This is a genomic window from Streptococcus sp. Marseille-Q6488, from assembly GCF_946902925.1.
GTDB lineage: Bacteria > Bacillota > Bacilli > Lactobacillales > Streptococcaceae > Streptococcus.
Window position 1 is genome coordinate 24,819 of record NZ_CAMPPZ010000022.1, and the last position, 24,298, is coordinate 49,116.

General features: G+C 41.2%; 26 protein-coding genes, 11 tRNA genes and 1 pseudogene. 2 read left to right on the top strand and 36 right to left on the bottom strand.

Going from position 1 to position 24,298, the window contains the following annotated elements; translation table 11 throughout:
* The 17 genes from OVN23_RS09650 to tgt form a co-directional block, all read right to left on the bottom strand.
* Positions 1-825 carry a membrane protein insertase YidC gene (locus OVN23_RS09650; protein ID WP_262081173.1) on the bottom strand — a complete coding sequence of 275 codons (825 nt, stop codon included), beginning with the start codon at positions 823-825 and terminating at the stop codon, positions 1-3.
* On the bottom strand, positions 800-1,171 hold the full coding sequence (gene rnpA, locus OVN23_RS09655; RefSeq protein ID WP_112445373.1) for a ribonuclease P protein component: 372 nt from the start codon (positions 1,169-1,171) through the stop codon (positions 800-802). The genes OVN23_RS09650 and rnpA overlap by 26 nt, the downstream gene beginning before the upstream one ends.
* 149 nt (positions 1,172-1,320) lie before the next feature.
* Positions 1,321-2,511 carry an acetate kinase gene (locus tag OVN23_RS09660; RefSeq protein WP_262081172.1) on the bottom strand — a complete coding sequence of 397 codons (1,191 nt, stop codon included), beginning with the start codon at positions 2,509-2,511 and terminating at the stop codon, positions 1,321-1,323.
* A gap of 49 nt (positions 2,512-2,560) precedes the next feature.
* A complete protein-coding gene (locus tag OVN23_RS09665; protein ID WP_262081171.1) occupies positions 2,561-3,514 on the bottom strand; it encodes a class I SAM-dependent methyltransferase in 954 nt (317 codons plus the stop codon).
* A gap of 60 nt (positions 3,515-3,574) precedes the next feature.
* Positions 3,575-4,162: a class I SAM-dependent methyltransferase gene (locus OVN23_RS09670; RefSeq protein ID WP_267241028.1), complete on the bottom strand. Its 588-nt coding sequence runs from the start codon at positions 4,160-4,162 to the stop codon at positions 3,575-3,577.
* 32 nt (positions 4,163-4,194) lie between these two features.
* Positions 4,195-4,608 (bottom strand): competence type IV pilus minor pilin ComGG, encoded by a 414-nt coding sequence (gene comGG / locus OVN23_RS09675; RefSeq protein ID WP_262081169.1) that lies wholly within the window; start codon positions 4,606-4,608, stop codon positions 4,195-4,197.
* The gene (gene comGF / locus OVN23_RS09680; protein ID WP_173229674.1) at positions 4,586-5,047 is read right to left on the bottom strand and encodes a competence type IV pilus minor pilin ComGF; all 462 of its coding nucleotides are present in this window, start codon (positions 5,045-5,047) and stop codon (positions 4,586-4,588) included. The genes comGG and comGF overlap by 23 nt, the downstream gene beginning before the upstream one ends.
* Positions 5,010-5,312: a competence type IV pilus minor pilin ComGE gene (gene comGE / locus OVN23_RS09685; protein ID WP_071478895.1), complete on the bottom strand. Its 303-nt coding sequence runs from the start codon at positions 5,310-5,312 to the stop codon at positions 5,010-5,012. The genes comGF and comGE overlap by 38 nt, the downstream gene beginning before the upstream one ends.
* Positions 5,275-5,709 (bottom strand): competence type IV pilus minor pilin ComGD, encoded by a 435-nt coding sequence (gene comGD / locus OVN23_RS09690; protein ID WP_173214457.1) that lies wholly within the window; start codon positions 5,707-5,709, stop codon positions 5,275-5,277. Before comGD ends, comGE begins: the two co-directional genes overlap by 38 nt.
* The gene (gene comGC, locus OVN23_RS09695; RefSeq protein ID WP_112445359.1) at positions 5,672-5,995 is read right to left on the bottom strand and encodes a comG operon protein ComGC; all 324 of its coding nucleotides are present in this window, start codon (positions 5,993-5,995) and stop codon (positions 5,672-5,674) included. Before comGC ends, comGD begins: the two co-directional genes overlap by 38 nt.
* A 1-nt stretch (position 5,996) precedes the next feature.
* Positions 5,997-7,013 (bottom strand): competence type IV pilus assembly protein ComGB, encoded by a 1,017-nt coding sequence (gene comGB / locus OVN23_RS09700; protein WP_262081190.1) that lies wholly within the window; start codon positions 7,011-7,013, stop codon positions 5,997-5,999.
* A complete protein-coding gene (comGA, locus tag OVN23_RS09705; protein ID WP_262081168.1) occupies positions 6,961-7,902 on the bottom strand; it encodes a competence type IV pilus ATPase ComGA in 942 nt (313 codons plus the stop codon). The genes comGB and comGA overlap by 53 nt, the downstream gene beginning before the upstream one ends.
* 76 nt (positions 7,903-7,978) lie before the next feature.
* Positions 7,979-8,344, bottom strand: a complete 366-nt coding sequence (locus tag OVN23_RS09710; RefSeq protein ID WP_045606653.1) for a DUF1033 family protein — start codon at positions 8,342-8,344, stop codon at positions 7,979-7,981.
* Between the two features lie 150 nt (positions 8,345-8,494).
* Positions 8,495-9,553, bottom strand: coding sequence for a zinc-dependent alcohol dehydrogenase family protein (locus tag OVN23_RS09715; protein ID WP_000649461.1), 1,059 nt, complete (start codon positions 9,551-9,553; stop codon positions 8,495-8,497).
* Positions 9,554-9,715: 162 nt separating this feature from the next.
* Positions 9,716-10,867 carry an N-acetylglucosamine-6-phosphate deacetylase gene (gene nagA, locus OVN23_RS09720; protein WP_262081167.1) on the bottom strand — a complete coding sequence of 384 codons (1,152 nt, stop codon included), beginning with the start codon at positions 10,865-10,867 and terminating at the stop codon, positions 9,716-9,718.
* A 151-nt stretch (positions 10,868-11,018) separates the two neighbouring features.
* Positions 11,019-12,836 (bottom strand): acyltransferase family protein, encoded by a 1,818-nt coding sequence (locus OVN23_RS09725; RefSeq protein ID WP_262081166.1) that lies wholly within the window; start codon positions 12,834-12,836, stop codon positions 11,019-11,021.
* Positions 12,837-12,936: 100 nt separating this feature from the next.
* On the bottom strand, positions 12,937-14,079 hold the full coding sequence (gene tgt, locus OVN23_RS09730; RefSeq protein ID WP_020903627.1) for a tRNA guanosine(34) transglycosylase Tgt: 1,143 nt from the start codon (positions 14,077-14,079) through the stop codon (positions 12,937-12,939).
* A gap of 116 nt (positions 14,080-14,195) precedes the next feature.
* Here tgt and OVN23_RS09735 point away from each other — a divergent pair, with 116 nt between their 5' ends.
* Positions 14,196-15,074, top strand: a complete 879-nt coding sequence (locus OVN23_RS09735; RefSeq protein WP_267241030.1) for a DUF975 family protein — start codon at positions 14,196-14,198, stop codon at positions 15,072-15,074.
* Positions 15,070-15,162 (top strand): annotated as a pseudogene (locus OVN23_RS09740) (beta-carotene 15,15'-monooxygenase); the annotation flags it as partial. The gene OVN23_RS09735 and the pseudogene OVN23_RS09740, both read left to right, overlap by 5 nt.
* A gap of 25 nt (positions 15,163-15,187) precedes the next feature.
* Here the strand turns inward: OVN23_RS09740 and pcp are convergent.
* The 19 genes from pcp to OVN23_RS09835 form a co-directional block, all read right to left on the bottom strand.
* Positions 15,188-15,832 (bottom strand): pyroglutamyl-peptidase I, encoded by a 645-nt coding sequence (gene pcp, locus OVN23_RS09745; protein WP_267241031.1) that lies wholly within the window; start codon positions 15,830-15,832, stop codon positions 15,188-15,190.
* 117 nt (positions 15,833-15,949) lie between these two features.
* The gene (locus OVN23_RS09750; protein ID WP_173234900.1) at positions 15,950-16,312 is read right to left on the bottom strand and encodes a DUF1304 domain-containing protein; all 363 of its coding nucleotides are present in this window, start codon (positions 16,310-16,312) and stop codon (positions 15,950-15,952) included.
* A 10-nt stretch (positions 16,313-16,322) separates the two neighbouring features.
* Positions 16,323-16,748, bottom strand: a complete 426-nt coding sequence (locus tag OVN23_RS09755) for a MarR family winged helix-turn-helix transcriptional regulator (protein ID WP_173234902.1) — start codon at positions 16,746-16,748, stop codon at positions 16,323-16,325.
* 197 nt (positions 16,749-16,945) lie between these two features.
* Complete coding sequence (locus OVN23_RS09760) at positions 16,946-18,148, bottom strand: LysM peptidoglycan-binding domain-containing protein (protein WP_173275494.1); 1,203 nt, start codon at positions 18,146-18,148, stop codon at positions 16,946-16,948.
* 159 nt (positions 18,149-18,307) lie between these two features.
* Positions 18,308-18,934: an HAD family hydrolase gene (locus OVN23_RS09765; protein ID WP_164226426.1), complete on the bottom strand. Its 627-nt coding sequence runs from the start codon at positions 18,932-18,934 to the stop codon at positions 18,308-18,310.
* A gap of 3 nt (positions 18,935-18,937) precedes the next feature.
* Positions 18,938-20,218 (bottom strand): MATE family efflux transporter, encoded by a 1,281-nt coding sequence (locus OVN23_RS09770; protein WP_267241032.1) that lies wholly within the window; start codon positions 20,216-20,218, stop codon positions 18,938-18,940.
* A gap of 60 nt (positions 20,219-20,278) precedes the next feature.
* A complete protein-coding gene (gene thrC / locus OVN23_RS09775) occupies positions 20,279-21,763 on the bottom strand; it encodes a threonine synthase (RefSeq protein WP_262081159.1) in 1,485 nt (494 codons plus the stop codon).
* Between the two features lie 75 nt (positions 21,764-21,838).
* Positions 21,839-23,116 (bottom strand): glutamate-cysteine ligase family protein, encoded by a 1,278-nt coding sequence (locus OVN23_RS09780; RefSeq protein ID WP_267241033.1) that lies wholly within the window; start codon positions 23,114-23,116, stop codon positions 21,839-21,841.
* Positions 23,117-23,222: 106 nt separating this feature from the next.
* Positions 23,223-23,306 (bottom strand) — tRNA-Leu (locus tag OVN23_RS09785).
* A 9-nt stretch (positions 23,307-23,315) separates the two neighbouring features.
* Positions 23,316-23,387 (bottom strand) — tRNA-Gln (locus tag OVN23_RS09790).
* 13 nt (positions 23,388-23,400) lie between these two features.
* Positions 23,401-23,473, bottom strand: a tRNA-His gene (locus OVN23_RS09795).
* 14 nt (positions 23,474-23,487) lie between these two features.
* Positions 23,488-23,558 (bottom strand) — tRNA-Trp (locus tag OVN23_RS09800).
* A gap of 4 nt (positions 23,559-23,562) precedes the next feature.
* Positions 23,563-23,643, bottom strand: a tRNA-Tyr gene (locus tag OVN23_RS09805).
* Between the two features lie 12 nt (positions 23,644-23,655).
* A tRNA-Phe gene (locus OVN23_RS09810) sits at positions 23,656-23,728 on the bottom strand.
* 3 nt (positions 23,729-23,731) lie between these two features.
* Positions 23,732-23,805: transfer RNA gene (locus tag OVN23_RS09815), tRNA-Met, on the bottom strand.
* Between the two features lie 10 nt (positions 23,806-23,815).
* Positions 23,816-23,905: transfer RNA gene (locus OVN23_RS09820), tRNA-Ser, on the bottom strand.
* A gap of 82 nt (positions 23,906-23,987) precedes the next feature.
* Positions 23,988-24,061, bottom strand: a tRNA-Ile gene (locus OVN23_RS09825).
* 34 nt (positions 24,062-24,095) lie between these two features.
* Positions 24,096-24,166: transfer RNA gene (locus OVN23_RS09830), tRNA-Gly, on the bottom strand.
* 5 nt (positions 24,167-24,171) lie between these two features.
* A tRNA-Val gene (locus tag OVN23_RS09835) sits at positions 24,172-24,244 on the bottom strand.
* Positions 24,245-24,298 lie beyond the last annotated feature (54 nt).

A 24,298-nucleotide genomic window follows, 5' to 3' on the forward strand; every position in this document is an offset into this window, starting at 1 on the left:
TTATTTCGTTTTCTGAGCCTTTTTCTTGGCTTTTCTTTTTCTATTTTCCAAATCTTTCTGTGCCTGTACTACCGCCTCACGTTCTGCGATAATCTTGAATGGATTGTTCAAGAAATAGGTTTGCAAGACTTGGTAAGCATTGGACACTGTCCAGTATAGGGCGACTCCACCTGGCGCATAAACTGCAAAGATAAAAATCAAGACTGGAATCCCATACATCATCGCCGTCGTAGCGCCATTACGCTCAGACAAGGCTTTGTTGGACAACCAAGTACTTAAAAAGGTGAATACTGCTGCTAAAATCGGAAGAACAAGGGTTGTATCTACACCACCAAGGTTAATCCATAAGAAATGACCTGTCTTCAAAAAGTCAACTCTTGATAGAGCTTGGAACAAGGCTAAAATAACCGGCATCTGAATCAAAATCGGCCAAAGAGAATCTGACTGTCTGACACCCATTTCTTTAAAGACTTTACGCATTTCCTGCTCTAGCTTGGTTCTGCTTTCCATATCTCGACCTGGATATTGTTCTCGAAGCGCCTTAATGCGTGGCTGAGCTTCCTGCATTTTCCTAGAAGCCACCATTTGCACTTGGAAGACTGGCAAGAGCACTGTACGAATCAAGACCGTAAAGAGAATAATCCCCACTCCGATACTGATATCAAACGATAAAAAGCGAATGATTTCCGCAAAGGAGTAAACAAATTTACTCCAAAAATCAGCCGAATCGGCTGTAATATCACTAGTTGCCCCATTAGTCGCACAGGCTGTCATGATTAACAGAGACAGTCCTAGCAAACTAGTCAACTTTAGTTTCTTTTTCACTCCCATTTCCTTCCCGGTAAATCTTTGATAATTTTAATACATGGAGTAGATTTTTCTCCATCTCTGCGTATTCCAAGGTTTCAACCCCTTTTCGAGCAATGACAACAAAGTCGACATCTTCTACCAGACTCCCTTTTGCATTCTGGATAATATGCCGAATCCGTCGCTTAATTTGATTTCTAGTGACGGCATTCCCCAGTTTTTTGCTAACTGATAGACCTACTCGAAAATGGTTTTTCTGGTTTTCTAGTTGGTAGACAACAAATTTGCGATTGGCAAAACTTGTCCCCTCCTTGAAAATCGCCTTAAAATCTTTCTCTCTTTTTACACGAAAGTTTTTCTTCAAAACTCAACTCCATCTATTAAATTACTACTATTATACCATATTTTTCAAAAAAGCCAATCATAGCAAGGTTTTGCACAATTTCATCAGAAAAAGAAGCTGGAAAAATCTCTTTCCCAACTCCTTGTACGGAATATTTTTTCTAATTTTAGTTATTTTTTCAAACGTTCAACGTCACGGGCAATGACCAATTCTTCATCAGTTGGAATAACCAATACACGGATCTTCGCTGCCTCTGTTGAGATGTCTCCTGTCACACCAAAGACGTTCTTTTCTGGGTCAACATCACAGCCAAACCAAGAGATACCTGAGATGACATCTTCACGTACATCGGTTGCATTTTCTCCTACACCCGCTGTAAAGATAATAGCATCTGCTCCATTTAAGACTGCAAGGTATTGACCGATATGTTTTTGGATACGGTCAACATACATTTCATAAGCCAAAGTGGCATCGTGGTCCCCTTCTTCCATAGCAGCAATCACATCACGCATATCACTAGATTTGCCTGAGACACCCATAAGCCCTGATTCACGATTAAGGATGCGACTAATTTCTTCAGGCGTGTTAAAGTCCTCTGTATACTGCATTAAGTAAGGAATGATAGCTGGGTCAATATCCCCTGTACGAGTTCCCATCATCACACCACCCAGTGGAGTGAAGCCCATTGAAGTATCGACAGATTGACCACCCTTAACAGCTGTAATAGAAGCACCATTACCGATGTGGCAAGTAATCAATTTCAAGTCTTCTAATGGACGTCCCAAGAGTTTTGCAGCTTCTCCTGCTACAAACTGGTGACTTGTACCGTGGGCACCATATTTACGAACCTTGTTTTCTGTGTAATATTTTGTTGGTAGAGGGTAGCGATAAGCTTTCTCTGGCATACTTGTGTGGAATGAAGTATCAAAAACAACTACACTGGTAATGTCTGGCAACAATTCCTTGAAGGCACGAACACCTGCAGCATTGGCTGGATTGTGGAGAGGAGCCAACAAGCTCAACTCTTCAACTTTTTCTAAAACATCTCCCTCAACGACTGTTGATTCTTTGAAATATTCTCCACCAGCCACAACACGGTGTCCAACACCAGTAATCTCGTCATAAGCCTTGATAATATCGAAACGAATCAAGTCATCCAATAAGATTTTAACAGCTTGTGTGTGATTTTCGATATCCAAAATTTGTTGTTCAGAACGGCCATCAAATTTTACAGTTGAAATTGAATCTTTCAAACCGATACGTTCAATCAAACCTTTCGCCAATACTTTTTCTTCTGGCATTAAGTATAATTGCCATTTCAAACTTGAACTTCCTGCATTGATTGCGATTGTTTTTGTCATTATCAATTACCTCTTTTAAGCGTTTTCAACTATTATAACAAAATCTATTTTATATTTCAGTACCTTGAGTCCATTTTTGAAAATTTTCTTTAAATTTCATTAAAACACTTGCATCTTGCAAGCTAGCAAGTGGATAAACAAAAGGCTCTACTGCTATTTCATTTTTCTTCTGTAAGATAAAAATAGTCTTAGATTGGTTGGCATTAGCAAAGAGATTTTCAGGCAGACTGATGATAGCAACCAGACTTGCCTCCTCTTTCAACCAGCCTTTCAACAAATCACTTTGAGGGCTGGTCAACAAATCACTCGGAGCGAGAAAAATAGCATATCCCTCTGACTTGAGGTACTTAAGCCCTTGTTCCATGAGCAAGTGATGGGCGTAAGTATGTTCTTGACTAGAAGCAACTTGATGGCGCGACGCAACGGCATCATCAGGATAATAGCCAACAGGCAAGTCGCTGATGACCACATCACTTTCTTTGAGCATTTGTGGACGAACGGCATCTCCTTGGACAAAGCCAGCCTGCAAACCAATTACATCTGCCATGCTTGCTGCCAAATCAATCAGCAAATCATCCACTTCCATTCCCAAGTAATCCACCTTTTTATCAAGCGAGGTCAAGAAAGTAGCGCCCAGAATTCCCATGCCAGAACCCATTTCGAGGATAGTGATTTCTTCCTCTTTAAACAACTCTTCCACAATAAACACCAAAAGTAAAGCCATAGCATCTGGTGTAAACTGGTGATTTGCCTGCAAGGGTTCTGTTTGCCCAGCCTTCATCAAGAGAAATTGGTAGGTCTTGAGCCATTCTTCTTTGCGAAGCGCTAAACGCTTAAGAGCTTGATTGTTCCCTTTGACCTGCTCTAGCTCAGTTTCACCGTCCAGATAGATGCTATTTTGCTCCACCAAGGCGTCATAAAAGTTGGTCGCCAAATCACTTTGAATGACTTGGACATTCTCTAGTAAATACGTATAAGCTTGTTCAATTTTTTCAAAATCCATATTCCTATCTTATCAAATTTCCCTTCTTTTTTCCATCCTTATAGAAAAATCACTCCCTGACTAGGCGAGTGATTTTTGGGCTACTGTAAAAAAGAGTTCTGAATAATTTCCTTGAAACAGGTCTTCAGCGCTATAGAGGATCTGACTATGCACAGATGAAAAATCATGCTCAATTAGCCTGTTTTCCAGTTCAGCTAAATCAAATCCATGATGGTTAGCTTCTGTCTTGATAAAATCAGCAACGAGGAGTTGTCCATCTTCCTTCAAATGTTGATGAAACAGTGAGAGAGCCGCATCCAAATCAGGCATATGATGAAGAACCCGACAAACAACAATGAGGTCAAATTGCTGCTCCAAGGGGTTTTTCAGTAAATCTTGCTCCAAAAACTGGATATTCTTGATGTCTTGCTGCTCCGCTTTCAAACGAGCTTGCTCCAGCATTTTCTCAGAAATATCCACCAGTGTTACAAATTGGGTTTGTTTGGCCAGAGGCAAGGCTAATAGACCCGTGCCACCACCGAAATCCAAAATTTCTTTGTCTGATAGAAGATCAATCTGTTTCTCGACTGCTTGACAAACCAAGTTTGCAAGGAAGATATTTTTAGGGGAATCAAAAGTTTCTGCTTTGTTGTTAAAATCATGTTTCATATTTTTAGTTTAGCACAAAGTAGCTTGATTAGCTAGGAATTCTCTTTCTTTTCAGGCTTCTCTTCTGATTTTTTCTTCTCCGCTTTTTCGCTTGAATCGGTCGCTACCTCTTCCTTTTTATCCTTTTTCTCTTCTTTGATTTTGACTGAAGGAAAGATGAATTCATATTGTCTCTTAGGCGTACGAACCCTTGTCACCAAGCTTGTTTTCTTGTTTTGATAGCTTACCTGACCTAGATTAAAAACCTGTTCCCCACTTTCTTGCTCGGCTTTATCCTTGGTTCGTTTGGCCATGGCAAAAGCAATCAGTTTTTCTTTATTTAAAGCATAGTCTTGATAGTGGGCGACTTGTCGGTTCAAGTAAAATTGTAACAAAAGACTAAAGATGGCTGCCATGGTGACTGCATAGAGGAGAACACCTGCCTTAACTTTTTTCTTTTTCCACACGATAGATGAACTCCCTTTCTAAACCTTTTTGGAACTGGAAACGAAAGCGAATCAGTTGATTCTCCTCTGTAATCTGCGCAGATTTGAGTCCATAAACCATAGGCTGATAACCCCGTCCACTGGCATCAGTTTTTCGAAAATCATCCGATTTTGACTTACCTATCGCAATTTCCTTGCCATCTTGCTTCATATAGAGGCGATTGCCCTCCACTTTTTCGAACTGCGAACGGTCTAATTCTGCCTCCAACTGGTCCACAAACAAGAGCCACTCTTTTTGTTCGCTTTGCTGCTGGTAGCGAACTTCTGAAATGAGGAGCTGACTCATGGCTTGAAAGAGGAGTAAGCTTCCACTGATGACAATGAGGGCAATCAGGGATTCCAACAGGGTAAAAGCCTTGACCTTATGGCTCTTTGATAGCCAACAACTGTTCTGAACCATGATAAACCTCCAATCCCTTTTCACTAGAAAACACCTGAATCTCAACTCCATTTATGTTTACCTGATTTTGACCTGTCTGCAGGGCCATCTTAGCGACACGCACAACTTCTTCCTTTTGCAAGATTTTTGCTTCCTCTTGCCTATTTTTCTGAATTTGTCCCAAAAGGAGGGTCGCAATGCTGGCAAAGATAGCTAGAGCGACTACTGCTTCCAGTAAAATCACTGCCCTAATTTTTTGTTTCCTTAATGCGTTTAATTTTTCCATTTCCTAGATATAATTGATAGCGAATCGCTCCTTTACTGGTCTGAAATTCAACCTTAGCCAGGGACGAATTGCCCCCAGCTCGGTCAAATGTGATACTTTGTCCCGATGGTGCCTGAATTCCTTTAGGAACTGTCAACTTTTGACTGCCATTACTGATTGTCTGCCCATCTAAGTTTAGACTAGTCTTTTGCTGACTAGCTACACTGCGTTTTTGGGTTTCCCGATAGAGTTCTTCAAACTCCATAAAGAAAATCTGCTCCTCTACCGCTGCAAAAGTGGACTGAACAGAGCCTGACAAGCCCAAGGCTACGATACTCACAAGTCCCAAAACCAAGAGACTTTCCAGCATGGTAAAGGCCTTAATCTGCAACGGTTTGACTGGTATTTTGTTTAGCATGGTATTCTTTATAAGCTTTAGCCTGTTCTTCTGTGATTCGCCCATCTGCTTGTAACTTGCTTAGGCTAGCATCTTCATTTTTATCCAAGCTATAAAGCTCTGCCTGGCTTTCCACCACCTTAACAACAGCAGCTTTTCCTTTGTCGTTGACTGCTTCTTTTTGTTTGGTCAGATTAGGTACAAAGAGCAAGAGAAGCACGCTGATGATGAGCAAGACCACCAACATTTCCACAAGTGTGAAAGCCTTCACTTTCACTTTTTTCAAGAATGTCATCATTTTTTTCATTTTAAAAATTTACCTCCATATTGTGATACATGGGCATGAGCATTGCCGCATAAAGTAAAACGATAATCAGAGCCACAAAGATAAAGACCAGTGGCTGCACCAAATTCATGGTGCGGTTGACTCGGGTAAAAAAGGCTTCCCAAGTTTTTTCAGCATAGATTTCCAACTCACTACCCAGCTTGGACTTGACTTCCCCATACTCGATGATGAGACTCAATTCCTTCCTAAAGAAAGGATAGGTTCCTATAGTTTGAGAAAATTCTCGACCATTTTGGAGAGCATGAGCCAAATCTTGACCGATTTCTTTAAAGAGCTGGGAACCTTGTTCCTGCATCATCTGAAAAATCTGCGTCAACTCCATTCCCTGCGAAATCATATTCCCCCACTCACGCGCATAATAGGCTGTCAAATAAGTCTGCACAAAGATTCCAAGTAAGGGAAGGCGTGCTAAGATAGAAAAGACACGCATCTTAGAACTTCTTTTATAAAAAGTGAGTGCTAAAAGGACACCTACTGAAACAAACCCTACCATTCCTAGAAAGATTTGTGGCAGATTTCCGATAATTTGGGTGGCAATATTGCTGCTATCCAGTTGTGGTAGTAGATAGTTCCGTAGTCCCAGCATAATTAAGAGAAGAAAACCCAGCAAAATCAAGGGATAGGTCGCTACTTCAATTAATTTTTTCTTTACCTTGGCCAGATTGTCTAGATATTCTTCTATCTTTCCCAAACTCAGGTGGAGATTTCCATGGACTTCCGCTAGGGATAACTGAGTGACAATGGCACTTGAAAAACCCAAACTTTCCATCATTTCTGAGAATGATTTTCCCTGAGACAAGCCTGTACGCATCTGGGTCACACACTGCTTGTCCAACAAGGCACTCCTATCTAAAAAGGAGATGGTCTCCACCAGATGAAAACCGCTGGAAAAGAGATTGTTAAACAAGGTGATGATATTTTTTTGCTTAGCTGTAGCTAATTTTTTCCGTTTCAGCCTGAAGACTTGTGATATGTCCATCTTTAAGAAGCTGGTCAATCTGTTCATTCCAGCTAGTTGGCTGGTGTTCTTGATAGTCTTTGTTGGCAAAGTCAACGATTCCTCCCCCCCCGATTAATCTCTGGTAGCAGACTCCTTGCAGAACGACTGCCAATTCCTCCTCACTCACACCCAACTCCAACAGGCGCTCATAAACACCTCGAATACTCTTGGCGTGAATGGTTGAAAAGACTGTCGCCCCTGTCAAACTAGCTCTGACCACTGCACGCGCCGTTTCGCTGTCTCGAATTTCTCCGATAATCAAGAGGTCAGGACGATGACGCAAAGAAAGTTTGATTAGATTTTCATAGGTTAGTCCAATCGCCTCATTCAACTGCAACTGGAGCATGTCCTCCTGCTTGATTTCGACAGGATCTTCAATGGACATGACTTGCTGTCCTTTAAAGAGAGATTTAGCCAATTCATGCATCAAGGTTGTCTTGCCACTACCGACTGGACCAGCAAAGAGATAGAGACCACGTTGCCTGTACTGCTTGCCCAGTTCATCAATATCCTGAAACCAAAAATGCAAATCCTGCTCCTCATCATGCAACAAGCGAATAACTAAACTCTCCTGCCCTCGATAATCGCCTACAGTAGATAGACGTAGAGACGCCATCTTCTGGTCATAGGCATAATCACAGGAACCCAGTTGGCTACGTCGCTTTTCTCCAACATTCATACCCGCCACAAACTTAAAGTGACTGATAACAGCCGCAAATTTTTCGAAATCATAACAACCGATTTTACAGCGCTTGTCTCCTATCCTCATATAAAGCTCATAGGCGTCTAACTTAGGGACAAAATAAATGTCTTGTGCCCCTTTTTTCCGAGCCGAACGAATGATTTCTTGTGCAATTTCTTGAACCATACTTACCTCCTCACCTATACTATTCGCAAAGATTTGGAAAAATAAAAAAAGCAACTCCAAAAAAGTTACTTTTTCTCTATTTTAATTTCATACGGCAAGAACGGTGCCTTTCCTTACCTGTTTGTTTTTCATAGCCTGGGCGTAGTTTTTCATCTGGGATAACCTGCTCATCCTGCAAAAGAGCCAAAGAATGGTATTGTTGTAAATACTCATCACATTCATCACACCAGCGTTGGTCTTCCGGATCCCAAAAAATGGTCATCAAGTCACTTCTGCTTTTATAAAGAGGGGATTCTTGTTCTAATTTAAACCAGCAAGTTTTGTAGTATTTGAGAGCATCATAATACTGGTCAAATTTCTTACTAGCTACAATATCTTCTTCCCAACCTTCTAAGAACCACCACGGTTCAAAATCTCCGTACATTTCTATAACACGATACATATTCATTCATTCCTTTGTACCGTATATTATAACCAATTCCGCTAAACAAGGAAAGAAATATGCTCATTTCTTAATTTCTTGATAAAAAATCCAGCCATCTGATGGATGACTGAATTTCTATGTGCTTATGTTCCAAAATGTTTTTACTACTTAAGCTTCTGAAATATCGTTTTCGATAATGACCTTAATTGCATGGTGGTCTGCTGCCTTACTGAAAACTTCATAGGCTTTTTCAATTTCACTTAGTTTGAAATAGTGAGTTACCAATTTTTCTGGTTCAATCTTATGACTTTCAAGAGCTTTCAACAATTGTGGAGTTGTATTTGTAGATACCAAACCAGTTGTTACATTGATGTTGCGAATCCAAAGCTTGTCCAAATCAAATTCAACTGGTTTACCATGCACACCACAGTTGGCAACTGTTCCGTCTACACCGATAATCTTTTGACAGAAATCAAATGTTGCAGGAATACCAACAGCTTCGATAGCAACATCTACACCACGACCATCTGTCAAATCATAAATTTCTTTAATGGCTTTTTCAGGGTCTGAAGAATTAACTTTATGAGTCGCACCAAATGATACAGCAGTTTCCAAGCGGTTATCGTCTAAGTCCACCATAATCAATTTAGCTGGTGAATAGAATTGGGCTGTCAAAAGAGCAGCCAATCCAACAGGTCCTGAACCAATAATGGCTACGCTGCAACCAGGTTCTACTTTCCCTTTTAAGACACCAATTTCATATCCAGTAGGTAGAATGTCTGATAGCATAACCAAGGCTTCATCTGACAAGTCTTCTGGAGTGTGGTAAAGAGTGTTATCTGCATGAGGGACACGTAGATACTCAGCCTGCATACCATCAATCAAGTGACCAAAAATCCAGCCCCCTTCGTCTTCACAGTGGGCATAAATTCCTTTTTTACAGTAGTAGCATTTACCACAGGCACAGACACAAGAAATCAAGACCTTATCGCCTTTTTTGAAGTTAGAAACTCCTTCCCCAACTTCTTCCACAATCCCAATCCCTTCGTGACCAAGAATGGTACCACTTTGGCAAGCGGGAACATCCCCTTTGATAATATGGAGGTCTGTTCCACAAATAGTGGTTTTTACGATACGCACAATAGCGTCAGTTGGCTTGCGAATAACTGGTTTGTCTACGTCAACAAAAGAAGCAAGTCCTGGTTTAACATAAGTATAGGCTTTCATAAAGCATTCCTCCGTTTTTTTATTTGTACTATTTATAATATAATTATAAGCCTTTTCATTTGTTTCTTCAAGTTTTTTTGTGATTTTTTTAACTTTTTTATTTACCGGTAAAGCAATATAGATAAAAAAGCAGAAGCTAATCTCTAACTTCTGCTTTCTCTCTTATGCTTGATAACGTTTCACACCATCTAGGTAGGTTGCTACCAATTCCAAATCTTTATCTAGTACGATAAAGTCAGCGTCGTAGCCTTCACGGATTTGGCCACAGACGTCATCGATGTGAACGGATTTTGCTGGGTTAAGGCTAGCCATCATGACCGCTTCATGCGGATTAGCAATACCCCACTCGACTACATTTCTCATACCATCTTTAAGTTTGAGGATAGAACCTGCCAAATTACCAGTAGATTTGAGACGTGCAGTTCCATTTGCTACTATAACAGGGAATTCTCCCAACATATAGTCACCGTCTTCAAGCCCACCAGCTGTCATACAGTCCGTAATAAGAGCGATGTTTTCTGTCCCCTTTTGCTTAAGTAAAATCTCACAAGCTTTTGGATCTACGTGATAACCATCACAAATCAATTCTGCGTAAGTATGTGGGAGCTCATACATAGCTCCTACCATACCTAGTTCGCGGTGTGTTAAACCACGCATCCCATTATAGGCATGTACCCATACACTAGCTCCAGCATCAACTGCCTTCTTAGCTTGTTCAAATGTCGCATCTGAGTGTCCAAGTGCAACTGTCACACCTTCACCTGTAATAGTACGTACAAAATCTTCCACCCCATCACGTTCTGGTGCAATAGCGATTTTATTTAGCATCCCTTTTGCAGCATCTTGCCAAGAATGAAACTCCTCAACACCCGGATCTCTCATATAAGTCGGATTTTGTGCCCCCTTAAAAGTTTCTGTGAAATATGGACCTTCATAATAAATCCCACGAATCTTAGCACCTGTTGCTTCTTTATAATGGTTTCCAAGATTTTCAGTGACTGCAAGCAATTGCTCATAAGTGGCTGTTAAAGTTGTGGGCAAGAAACTGGTAACACCGGTACTAAGAAGTCCTTCACTCATAGTATGCAATGTACCTTCAATGTTGTTGTCCATCACATCTACACCTGCATATCCATGAATATGAGTATCCACAAGACCTGGTGCAATGCTATAACCAGTATAGTCAAGAACCTCTGCTCCTTCAGGAATTTGATCCACATGTTTCCCAAATTTGCCATCAACAAGTTCTAGGTACCCACCGCGACGAATGCCAAATGGATAGAAAAACTGATCCGCTTTAACGTAATTAGGCATAATAATGACCTCCTTAAAAGATTACTTTTGATATTTATTATGTCAATTACATTATAAACCTTTCTGATTCATTTGTAAATGGTATAGACCTATTTTCTAGAGATATTTTAAAAGAGCTGGATTTCTCCAACTCTTCTCTTTTAAATATACGTTATTTTGATTTGACTGGTTTGTCTTGAGCTGTTTGCAAGGCTGCAGCAATGGTATCTGCATACAATTTAGCTCCGGCTTCAATTTTGCTAGTGTCACTTCCGAAATGGACTTGGTCTGTTCCTGTCCAGATCTCTGGATGTTCCTTAGCAACTTGATTCCAATCAGCAATGGTGATATAAGGAGTCTTCTCTGCCAATTCTCTCATATAGGCAGCCGCCTTCTCAACGATTGCATAGGTCTCTTTTGTCTTATCTCCTTCATAAGGAGTCACCAAAACCATATGGTGGCCCTTAGGAAGATTTTTTACGATACTATCCCAATCTTCCTTGTAATTTTCAGGATTATTTACCCCTGTTGCAATGACCACCATCTTAGGTAAAAATTTATTCTGGCTATTATTTAGCATGATTTCATTGGCGGTCTTGGTTGTTCTGCTGACTTGTGCGTTAATCTGTGCTCCAGGAAGGGCTGTCTGCAGGGCTGTATTTGCCCTTAAGGCCACCGAGTCACCAATTAACATAGTGCCATCAGCAATCCCCAAACTATTTGCATCTGCCCGTTCTGTCATCATCTTGGTCTGGCTAATATTTGTTGCAGCTTGCTTCAAACCATTGACAGTTAAGTCTGTCTCAAACGCTCCCACTTGTGGTGCCAACAAAGTCACTAAGAGGACAATGAAGGCCAAGATTCCTGTACTTGTCGCAAGAATTGCGTGAATATAAGGCAGGGGACGAAGGATTTGTATAATAGGTGTGTCCTTTCCTGCAATCCAAGGTTCCAACACATAAAATGATAGGCTGGCGAATCCATAAGAAAAAATCAAAGTCAGTAACACAGCAAAAAGATTTGAGGTCAACTGTGAGAAAATAATGTAGAAAGGCCAATGGAAGAGATAAACTGCATAGCTAGTATCCGCTAAAAAGCTAATCATCTTCGGCTCCTGTATATTAGGAGTCTTTTCATGTAAAACACGCGCCGCTAAAATCATAGCAAGGGCTGCAAGACTGGCAAGCAAGAAGCCTATAAGATAGGCAAAGAGATAAGTAAATTTGACAAAGAAGGTCAAAATGAGTAGGAAGCCAAAACCTCCTGCAAAAATCAACAGGGTCTTTCGTAAATCCCAGATTTTATCCAACTGCTTAACTAAAGAAGTTGTCTGACGAACGCCTACAATCGTTGCTAGGATACTTCCCAAAAAGAATGGATAGACATGAGTTAAACTGGAGAAGTAAACAGAGGAATAAGAGGTTACTAGAAAACTACCAATAAACATGGAGAAGAAGCTAATTAAGAAGGCAGCAGCTGATAAGAGAAAAACCATTCCCCTCAACTGACCATTTGATTTGGACTGTTTAGATAAGAACCAAACTGCCAATCCCCAAAGAATATAGTAGTGAACCTCAACGGCCAAACTCCAATTATGAACAAACAAATGAGGAATGAACTGAGATTCATAACTCCCACCTGTTAGGAGTTCATAGAAGTTGGTCATAAAGCCTAAGACACCCGCAATCTGACCTCCAATTCCAGCCACATAGTCTTGGCGAACTAGGAGGGTAAAGGGCATGGTTACTAAGACCATCAAAACCACAGGTGGCACAATCCGATAAAAGCGTCTCCTAAAAAATCCAACCAAATCAATCTCATGGTTTTTAGAAAATTCTTCGATGAGTAGAGCCGTAATCAGGAAACCTGAAAATGTGAAAAAGACATCTACCCCGAAAAATCCTCCAGGAAAGATAGTCTGAAAGAAATGATACAAGAGTACCAAAAGTAAACCTGTAATCCTAATCAAGGAAAACCATTTAATGCGCATACGAGTTTATTCTTCCTTTCATTGTACACTTTATTCTATCAAAAAAAGAAGAAAAATCCCAAGAGAAAACTTAGGATTTTTAGCTTATATCTATTCCGTTTTAGAAATTACGCCCTGACTTATTATAGCCATATTTTTCAATAAAATACTCACGGAATTCCAAGAGATTGTCATCCATGATGGCTTGTCGCACTTGCTTCATCAGGTTAAGCAAGAAGTAAAGATTATGGTAGCTAGTCAAGCGGATACCAAAGGTTTCATCGGCCTTGAGCAGGTGACGAAGGTAGGCGCGTGTATAGTTCTTACATGTGTAGCAATCACACTCAGGATCCAGTGGCGTAAAGTCCTCAGCAAACTGAGCATTTTTTACAACCAAACGTCCCTGACTGGTCATACAAGTCCCGTTACGAGCGATACGAGTTGGCAAGACACAGTCAAACATATCTACACCACGAATCACCCCATCAATCAAACTATCTGGTGCTCCCACACCCATCAAATAGCGAGGTTTATTTTCAGGAAGCAGTTGGGTTGTGAAGTCCAAGACCGCATTCATCTCCTCGTGGGTTTCTCCCACTGCCAAACCACCGATAGAATAGCCTGGGAAGTCCATGCTGACAAGGTCATGAGCCGATTGGCGGCGAAGATCTTCAAATCCTGCCCCCTGCACAATCCCAAACAATCCTTGGTCATGCGGACGACGATGAGCCTTCAAACCACGCTCAGCCCAACGACTGGTACGCTCGATTGATTTCTTAACGTAGTCATAAGGCTGATAAAACTGAGGACATTCGTCAAAGGACATCATGATGTCTGAACCCAAATTATTCTGAATAGAGATGGCTTTTTCTGGCGATAGGAACATCTTAGAACCATTGAGATGGTTTTTAAAGGTTACTCCTTCTTCTGTGATATTGCGACTATCTGCTAGAGAATAAACCTGAAAACCACCACTATCTGTCAAGATAGGCTGGTCCCAATTCATGAACTTGTGGAGACCACCTGCGCGAGCAATGAGTTCATCTCCAGGGCGAAGCCAGAGATGATAGGTGTTTGATAGGATAATCCCTGAACCCATCTCCTTCAATTCTTCAGGTGACTGAGTTTTGACAGTGGCTTGAGTCCCAACTGGCATAAACATAGGCGTCGGGAAGGTGCCGTGAGGAGTGATGATTTCTCCCAGACGAGCTCCTGTGTGTTTTTCTTTCTTAATCAAACGATATTTGATTGGTGAATCTGACATTTTTTACCTCCGAAGCTGGGAAAAACAGTCCCAGTTCATACTTTGTGCCCAAGGGCATACTGTATGATTTTATCAAAAAAAGCCGGAACTGTCACGAACTATGGTATAATGAGAGAATGAAATACCCAAAAATTGATTTAAAAACCATTCGTCTGCAAGCCAGACAATTTCAGGCTGAAAATCCCCGCCTCTTTCTCGTCTATCTCTTACCTAGCATGCTGGTCATATTGTCTGGCTTTCTTAATCCCTTAGAGCGCATCAACGAGAGTGTTTTAGAACAACCCTTTTTAAGCGTGTTTGGTCATATATTCCAAGCTTACCTTTTTCCACTATTAGTCTCCTTTATCGGAACAATACTTCTAACCAGTTCAGTTTATACAACGCTGAAACTCATCAAGAATCCAGATACAGAACTATCCGTCAAAAATAGTCTGGCTCTATTTGACGAAGAGCACTTTTCACAAACCTTTTTGACTCTTCTTCTCAAACGTTTCTATCTCTTTTTATGGGGCATTCCTAGTTTGCTTGGAATTTACTTCCTTTTTTACAGTAGCTTTTTAGCCAAGAAATTCGTTGCCCTTCACCCTGAGTTTCCCAATCTGGATCTCACGTCAGTTGAAACGGAACGCTTCCTCATGGTCTTTGGACTCTACTTTCTTGCAAGTCTCATCTTGATCATTGTAGGAAATATCCTCTATATTCCACAGTATTATGCCTATTCACAGGTGGAATTTCTTCTCTGTTATAGTCTAGACCTAGGACAGGCCTCACCAAGACGAATCCTAAAAACTAGCCGTTCCTTTATGAAGGGCTACAAGTTCCAGCACTTTGTCCTAGACTTACAGCTTCTTCCTTGGTACTTCCTCAATTGGATTACCTTTGGCATTGCTAGTTTTTTACTCCTACCTTATATCCAATGTACTAAAATCAGCTTTTATAGAGCAGTACTTAGAGCAGCACTTAGTAAAAAATACCAACTAAACTACCCCTGGTAGGGCTAGTTTTTCACTCCTACCCTACATTCAAATTAATAAAATGATTTTTTACCGAGCAGTATTGGCTCGAAAACGTCCAAAAGCTTGAAGGTTTTCCCTCAAGCTTTTTTCTATCAATGAGTTTCTCCGCCTACCAACTTGAGATCCTGATCTCCATGTTCTATCATGGCGCCGATTGCCGCTTCTATCCCTCGCCTAATATCCACTAAACTCATAGCTGGGGTAGTCGGTCGATTCACCACCTGTTCCATCATATAAGGAATATGCATAAAACCTGCCTTAACATGTGGAAATTTCTTTTCTACCAAATAGAGTGCCTGATACATCAAATGATTGCAGACAAAAGTCCCTGCCGTATTGGAAACAGAGGCCGGCAAGCCCTCTTTTTTTATAGCTTGAACCATCGCTTTAATCGGCAAACTGCTAAAGTAGGCCGAAGCACCATCTGGGCGAATGGAAAGGTCAATCGGTTGATTACCATCATTATCAGGAATGCGTGCATCGTCTTGGTTAATGGCCACTCGTTCAGGCGTCAAGCTAGTTCTTCCACCCGCTTGCCCGATACAAAGGACAAAATCAGGTTGATAACGACTCATCTCTTCTTCCAACACTTGGGCCGATTTGTGAAAGACTGTTGGCACTCCTAGCCAACGGACCTCAGCGCCATGGATTTCAGCTGGTAAACCTTTAACGGCCTCTAAAGCTGGATTAACCTTTTCCCCTCCAAAGGGCTCAAAACCTGTCACCAATACTTTCATTTCTAACTCCTTACAACCAATTCCATGAAACTCTTTTTCCGACAATAAAACAAGTATAACATATTTCCCTTATTCTGGAGTAAAAAGGACTAGAGAGACTAAGATTGATCTTTAAACTTATTTAAAGAGAAAAATACTAATCAAGGCCAAAATAGCTGGCCCTCCTTGATTTAAAATAATTTTTTTATCTGCTGTGAGAGAGCCATAAGCCGCCGCCCCAATCACAAATAAAACAAAAATAGTCACAATTTCTAAATTCTGTGAGAAATAAATCCCATACAGGAGAAAGACTCCTAGCAGAACATTATAAATCCCTTGATTTTTAAACAATGAACTTACTGACCGACGAGCCAGTTCTTCCTTTTCCATGTTAAAGACACGACTAGTCGCATCTGATTGCGTTGCAATACTTTCCAAATAAAAAATGTAAAAATGCTCCAAAGCAACAACCGTTGCTAAAATGATTGTCATAATTGACATCTATTTCTTCTTAAATTTCTATATTTTCAATACCTAAAACCAATTTATTTAATAAACGGCTGAGATCTGTTCTCTCAGAATCTGTTAAGATACTTTCCATCGCTTCCTTAACCTTGATATGCTGCAGAGGCGGATTCATCACTAACTGCTCCTTGGCATACTTCGTAGCCTCTACCAACACTTCTCGCTGATTGTCAGGATTGCGATGACGCTCCACCAAACCTTCCTTTTCCAAAATCTTGAAATGTCGTGTCAAGGCAGCCTGATCAATCTGCAAACGCTCCTGAACTGCCATTTGATTACAGGGAGAATTCTCCAGTAAAAACAGTAAAATCTGATACCGTGTCAAACTAATACCAAGTCTTTTTTCAAACAATTGCGTACTCGCTTGCTCAGACAAGCGGAGTTGATACAGTAAATCTTGAATCTCTAACATTTCTTTCCTCTTTTTCTTGATTTATCAATAGTTGACTAATCAATTATAATACGAAGTAAAATAAATTGCAAGAATGTTGCTTCAATCATTACAAAATGGTAACTTTCATTCAAATTGACAAAGAAAAAACGAACGAGACTTGCTCCCTATCACGAAAGCTAGATCTCATTCGTCAAAATGATATTACCAAGTCTGGTTTATCCATTCATTGAAACGTGAACATGGTCATAGTGGTTTTCTGTCACACTACCACGGTCTGGCATTGGATTCCAAGTATTAGCTGGTCCATATTTGCTATCGAATGGAGCATAGAAACGTTGTTTCCAGATGATGTAACTAATTCCACGGCTAGCCATATTTTGAATAGCGTATTCTGCAATCTTATCCCCTAGTTCTGAGCTTTCTGGTACCATAAAGTCGATAGCCAAACCTTTTCCGTGATCTCCGCTGTCTCCTGGACGGTAACCACTAAAGGATGTGATGCCAAACAAGTTGGCGATTTCTTCTTTAAAGGCAGCTGTTTGTGGTTGGAGGCCTGCATTTTCAGATTTCGCTACCGCAAGTCCAGCATAATCGGGCGCAGCTGGAGCTGCGTAAGTTGTTGAAACTGTTTTCTTCTCTTCTGGTTGATAAGTAGAAACTGCTGGTGTAGCTTCACTTGATGCTACTTCTTTTACTTCTTCTAAACTTGTTGCAGTTGTTTCTATTGCTTTTTCTTCTACTGGAGTTGTAGTTGTTTCCACTGTTGACTCAGCCTGAGGGCTTGCTTGAGTTTCATCTTTCTCAGCTGGAGTCGTTGCCTGAGGAGTTGCTTCTTCAACTGGACTGCTTGTTTTGACTGTTTGCTCCGTTGACGTAGAAGTGTTTGTAGATGATGCCACTTCTTCTGCAGTAGTCACTGTCTCTGTAACTTCTGAACTTGTTGCTACTTCTTTTGCACTTGTAGTCTCTACCGCTTTTGGCGCTTCTGCAATCGGTTGAGAAAGATCTGCAATTTGAACAGTTTGATCATCTACGGTCACTTGATTGGTTGTCAAATCTGCTGTAGCAGTTGTCACTTCTTCACTAGAAGCCGCTTGAGGTGTTTGGATTTCAACTTCTGTTACTTCTTCAGCTTCATTGACAGTCGTTGTCAAAACAGTTTCTGGGAAAATCAAGTCCATATTAGTGATTTTATTCAAACTCGCAAGAATTGTGACATCTACACCCAAGGCTTCTGCAATTGTGCTCAAGGTGTCACCATACTGAACGGTATAGCTTGTTTTGTTGTCTGTTTTAGTCAAATCGTTTTGGATTTGCTCAACACTACGGGCAGTCCAAAGAACTTCTTCTGCTTGAGTTGCCAATACTGGGGCAAATGACAAGGCTACTGTTGAGGCTAATAACATTCTTTTCTTCATTCTTTCAAATTCCTTTCAAATGAGTACCTGTCTATCATAACACAAAAAATGCAGAAAAAAAGCCCTCTCGGGCCTATTTAACAGAACTGTCTGTTCCTTGTAACAAACTCGGTTACTTGAAACAGTTTGTTAGGTCTCTGTCACAAAACTGACACAATCTTATCGTTCCCAATCCCCAAAAATGTAAGGAATATCTGCTAACCCTTGAATCCTGTGATTTCCTTCATAAGTCGACTCTAAAAAGTTGATACTTTGAATCCCACTATTCTGGGCAAATTCCACATCCAGAGTCCGATCTCCTATATAATAAGTATTATCAGGATTCAACTGATACTTATCTAGCAGATAGGTAGCCACTTCTGGACTGGACTTCCGAGCAAAGCCACTCTGACTGGTTAAAATCTCTGTGAAATAGGATTCCAACCCCAAGTCTCTGAGAATGGTAAAAGCATTGTCCCCTTTATGAGTGTAGACAAACTGTTGAATCCCCGCTGCGTCTGCCCACTTTAGAACCTCACGCGCACCTGGCATCAAAACTACCTGAGCATTCTTCTCAGCCAAACTCTGGGCACGCACCTGATTTAGCACTTCCACATCCAGTTTTCTCTCTTCCGCCACCTGCACAAGCAAATCCTGAACAGAATACTTGAGAATAAACTCCCTCACCTTCCCTTTATCATAAGGAATAGCAAACTGACCAAAAGTTTCCTCAATCCCTGACAAAATCGCTTCATAAGAGTCCAATAAAGTCCCGTCTAAATCCCAAATAAAAGCTGTTTTTTGCATTTCCTATCCTTTCAAGCTCATATAATGCTGGTAACGGTAACGTAGAAATAACCATCGAAAACCATTATCCAAAAGGGTTCCGGCCCAAATACCAGGCAAGCCCCAACCAAGCACAATCCCCATCAGATATCCTGTTCCAATGCGGATACACCACATTCCTATACTTGTCGCATAAAAGGGAAGCCGAGCATTGCCCAAACCCTGCCAGACTGCTGTATAGATGACTGTTCCTATCGTCATAGGAGTACCAAGTAGTGAAAAAAGTGTCACTAGAACACTAGCCTCCACCGCTAGAGAATCATTCGTATAGAGATGAGTCAGTGGTATACCCAAGGCATAGACACTAAGCGTCAAGGGCAACATGAGAAGCAGAGAAAGCCAAAAAGTTTGCTTGCTCAAACTAGCTACTCTTTCCCAATTATCCTCTCCAACTGCTCGAGCCACCAGCATGACCGTTGCCGTAGCTACGCCAAAGGCAGGCATATAGTTAAACTGGGTCAAGACTTCTCCGACCGCATTTCCCGCCACTGCCTCCGTTCCAAAAGAAACGACCAAGGCAATGATAACGACATCACCAGCCCGCATCATAAGCCGCTCTCCAGCTGCTGGCAAAGCTAAGGTCAATAGTTCCTTATCTAAACCAAAAGTCGGTTTCTCAAAAGGCAACTTTAATTGTGACCACAAAATCATAAGACCGACCAAACGAGACAGAATAGTCCCCCAAGCAACACCAGCTATCCCCATATCCAGAACAAAAATAGCTAGACTGGAAAAGAGAATATTCAAAGCATTTGACAAGAGACTAACATAGAGGGGCAGACGTGGATTATGCGTTGCACGAATCAAGGCACCCAGACTGGTCATGAATCCCAAAAGAACAATCGAACCACCAACTAAAGATAGGTAGAGTCCACCACTCTCAGCTACAGTTCTCTCCGTCCCCAAAAGTCCTATCATCTCTTGCCCAGCGAAGATGGACAAAGCTCCCAAAAGGAAACTTAAGAGTAAAGTAATTTTCAACGCCTCAGTCACATGGTAGGCTAGCTTAGACTGATTCTTCTCCCCTAAACTCTTTGAAATAACACTGGAAATAGCAGCTCCCAGAGCTATGAAAATCGCCTGATAAATCGTGATAATATTGCCAGCTACTGAAACACCTGAAATAGCGATTAAGCCCAAGTGAGCAACCAGATAACTGTCCACCATTCCCATGAGCATCTGCAAAAAGTTTTCGCCCATAGCTGGCAAGGCAATATTAAGAATGTCTTTATTTTTCTTAAACAATCCTTCCTCCTGATGAAAAGAAACTCAGTTGGTTTCCCAACCGAGTTTACTCCCCCTGTCTTAAAGTCCTAGATAAGCCTCAACCGCTACTTGCATGTCTGTTGCTGCAACAGTTGTCTTATGACGAACAGGAGCTGTTTCAAGCCCATCAACTGCTGGCGGCACTGCGACTCCTGAAATGTCATGTAATCGAGCCAAGGCTTCAAAGTCGCCAAGCCCTGATTTTCCAGTTACAGCTTCTACTGCAACCACTGGGAACTTGTATGGACTCGCTGTTGAAGCAATCACTGTCTTAGTCACATCGCCAGTAGCCGCTTGGTATTTCTTATAAACTGCCGAGGCAACAGCTGTGTGTGGGTCCTCAATATAGGCATCTGTTTGATAAACACGCTTGATTTCTGCCGCTGTTTCTTCCTCAGTCGCATATTCAGCTGCAAAGAGGTCCAAAATCTCTGCATCAAAATTAGTCAACTCATATTGACCTTGGCTATTCAAAGCATTCATGAGTTCAGCTGTCTTGACCGCATCATTTCCCAAAAGATGGAAAATCAAGCGCTCCAAGTTTGAAGATACCAAGATATCCATAGATGGACTAGTTGTTACCTTAAACTCACGCTTCTTGTCGTAAACACGTGTCTTGAAGAAGTCTGTCAAAACATTGTTGTCATTTGAAGCACAGATTAATTTGCCAACTGGTAGGCCGATTTGTTTGGCATAAAAGGCAGCCAAGATATTTCCAAAGTTTCCTGTTGGTACTGTGAAGTTGACCTTATCACCAGCCACAATCTCACCAGTCTTAACCAACTGAGCATAGGCATAAACATAATAAACAATCTGTGGTACCAAACGACCGATATTCATAGAGTTTGCAGATGAAAATTGCAACTTGTTTGCAGCCAATTTTTCACGAAGTGCTACATCGTTAAACATATGTTTGACGTTAGTTTGCGCATCGTCAAAGTTACCATCAATAGCAATAACATGAGTATTGTCGCCAGTTTGAGTGGTCATTTGCAACTCTTGTACCTTGCTGACACCATCCTTTGGATAAAAGACGATAATCTCAGTACCAGGAACATCCGCAAATCCTGCCATAGCAGCTTTCCCAGTATCACCAGATGTCGCTGTTAAGATGACAATCTTGTTCTCCAAACCATGCTTCTTAGCAGCTGTTGTCATAAAGTATGGCAAAATAGACAAGGCCATATCCTTAAAAGCAATTGTTGAACCATGGAACAGTTCCAAGTTGTATTGGCCATCTAATTTCACCAAAGGCGCTATAGCTGGAGTATCAAACTTACTATCGTAGGCATTGTTGATACAGTAGTCCAACTCCTCAGCTGTAAAGTCATCTAAAAATGCTGACAAAACTAACTTAGCAACTTCCTGATAAGAAGCATCTTGCAATTTGTCAAAGTCCAAATCTACCTTTGGATAAGTAAGCGGTGTAAACAAACCACCGTCCGTCGCCAAACCTTGCAAAATTGCTTGGCTAGCAGTTACTGTATTATTGGCATCACGCGTTGATTGATAAACTAATGTCATTACTCTCTATCCTTTATCTATAGTCTCTTCCATTATATCATGATTTTTCAGAAAATTCTCCCTTTATAAAAGAAATTATAGTCCCAATTCTTTCTTCAAAGGCTCTAAATAAATCATTTCTTGTTTATTTCTCATCTCCAGTCCTTCCTCGGCTAGCAGGAGTAAGTCTTTGGAAAACTCTATAATCGCAGTTTTCTCCTCATCTGTTAGCTTTTTCTTAGAAAATTGTCGTCTTAAAAACTTATAATCACAACCAAATTTCTTAAAGAAAGGTGCTGTTTCTAAGTAAGCTACTAACTTATCTAAATTAACCAACAATCCCAAGTGAAAGGCTGCAGAAGCAAAAGTCCTATCAAGTGGCTGTGTACACACACTACGAAACTCAACTGTTCCTCGAGTCGTTAAGTCTTGGTACTGGTAACTACGATGAGTTTCAAAATCCTTCTCTTGGGGGTAAATAAGAATCTCATCCCCATTCAGAGCAAAAGCTTGGATTTCAGATGTAGGCAAATAGTCCCTAGCCTGAATCGGATAAAAATAATAGGTTTGTCCATCACGTTCCGCAGTAAAAATTGCAGAATGATCTAGATAATCAAAAAAATCATCCTCATCTTTAAAGAGGCTAGCATTGACACCAACATTCTCTGGATATATACCATGCATCGATTCTTCCCAGAAAATATCTCTTGAGATTTTTGTATCCCAATCCGCACCTGTAAACTCAGAATTAGCAAATAAATAAGCCTTAACTGCTTCAATTTGGGTAAAAGCATTAATCACTCGTAAGTAGTTAGACTTTGAAATATCCAGCTGAACCTGACTCCCACAGATAAAAGAACCATATTCAGGGAAATGATGTAAGTTTGATTTAGTAACATTTCTACTCAAATTCAAATAGTCCATCAACATCTGATAACGTGGGGAAGCCACTGGACAATTCTCATTTTTATCCCAGTTGGGATGAATACCACAGCCAACAATAGCATGGTTTGATTCAGCTAACTTTTTCTGAATTACATCCATATAATTGTTGAAACGATTTTCGATCTCTTGAATCGTTTCAGCCTTGCCAAATGCAAACTCAATCGTAGTATAGGAAACTTCAAATAAAATAGCATCCTGACTTACTGGATCTACTAACTGGATAGGATTCCCAAAATCATCTACCTTTTCGATAGTAAAATCAAAAGAAGAAACTAAATATCGGAATAAGTGCTTGGTAACTTCAACATCTGTAGCAGCTCCTTCCAAGTTTACAACAGGATATTCCAGCTCAATCCCGACAAACAATTCAGGATTTTCTTTAATATTTTTCAAATATCGATGTTTTAATAAATCGATAGAACGAGACATACTTCCCTACACTTTCATAATCTAAATAAATTTTGAATAACTATTATTATACCAAAAATAATATAAAAAGGAACGAAGATTTACAACGTTCCTTAATGCTATACTATACCGGCGGCCGGGGTCGAACCGGCACGTCCTTGCGGACACTGGATTTTGAGTCCAGCGCGTCTGCCAATTCCGCCACGCCGGCAAATAGTAACTGGGGTAGCTGGATTCGAACCAACGCATGAGGGAGTCAAAGTCCCTTGCCTTACCGCTTGGCTATACCCCAATAATATAAAATAGGCGAGTGATGGGGATCGAACCCACGCATGCCAGAGCCACAATCTGGTGTGTTAACCACTTCACCACACCCGCCATAATTCTATTAACACGGGCAGTAGGAATTGAACCCACACTGAAGGTTTTGGAGACCTTAGTTCTACCTTTAAACTATGCCCGTAAAATGGAAGGGGAGGGATTCGAACCCCCGAACCCGAAGGAGCGGATTTACAGTCCGCCGCGTTTAGCCTCTTCGCTACCCTTCCAAAATATATAAATGGCGCGAGACGGAATCGAACCGCCGACACATGGAGCTTCAATCCATTGCTCTACCAACTGAGCTACCGAGCCTTATTGCGGGAGCAGGATTTGAACCTACGACCTTCGGGTTATGAGCCCGACGAGCTACCGAGCTGCTCCATCCCGCGCTAATACAAAAGGAGGATGTGGGATTCGAACCCACGCACGCTTTTACACGCCTGACGGTTTTCAAGACCGTTCCCTTCAGCCGGACTTGGGTAATCCTCCAAAATAGTTTATACGGGAATAAACCCGTGTCCTCTTAGCGAACAGATAATATTACAATTCTCTAGTAATGGACTAAACACTATGGGCACGAGTGGACTCGAACCACCGACCTCACGCTTATCAGGCGTGCGCTCTAACCACCTGAGCTACGCGCCCAAGTCAAAAACTTGGTACAAAGAACAAAGTTCAAAGCGGGTGACGAGAATCGAACTCGCGACAACAGCTTGGAAGGCTGTAGTTTTACCACTAAACTACACCCGCTAAAATGGGAGTTAACGGGATCGAACCGCTGACCCTCTGCTTGTAAGGCAGATGCTCTCCCAGCTGAGCTAAACTCCCTAGAGCTAAGCGACTTCCATATCTCACAGGGGGCAACCCCCAACTACTTCCGGC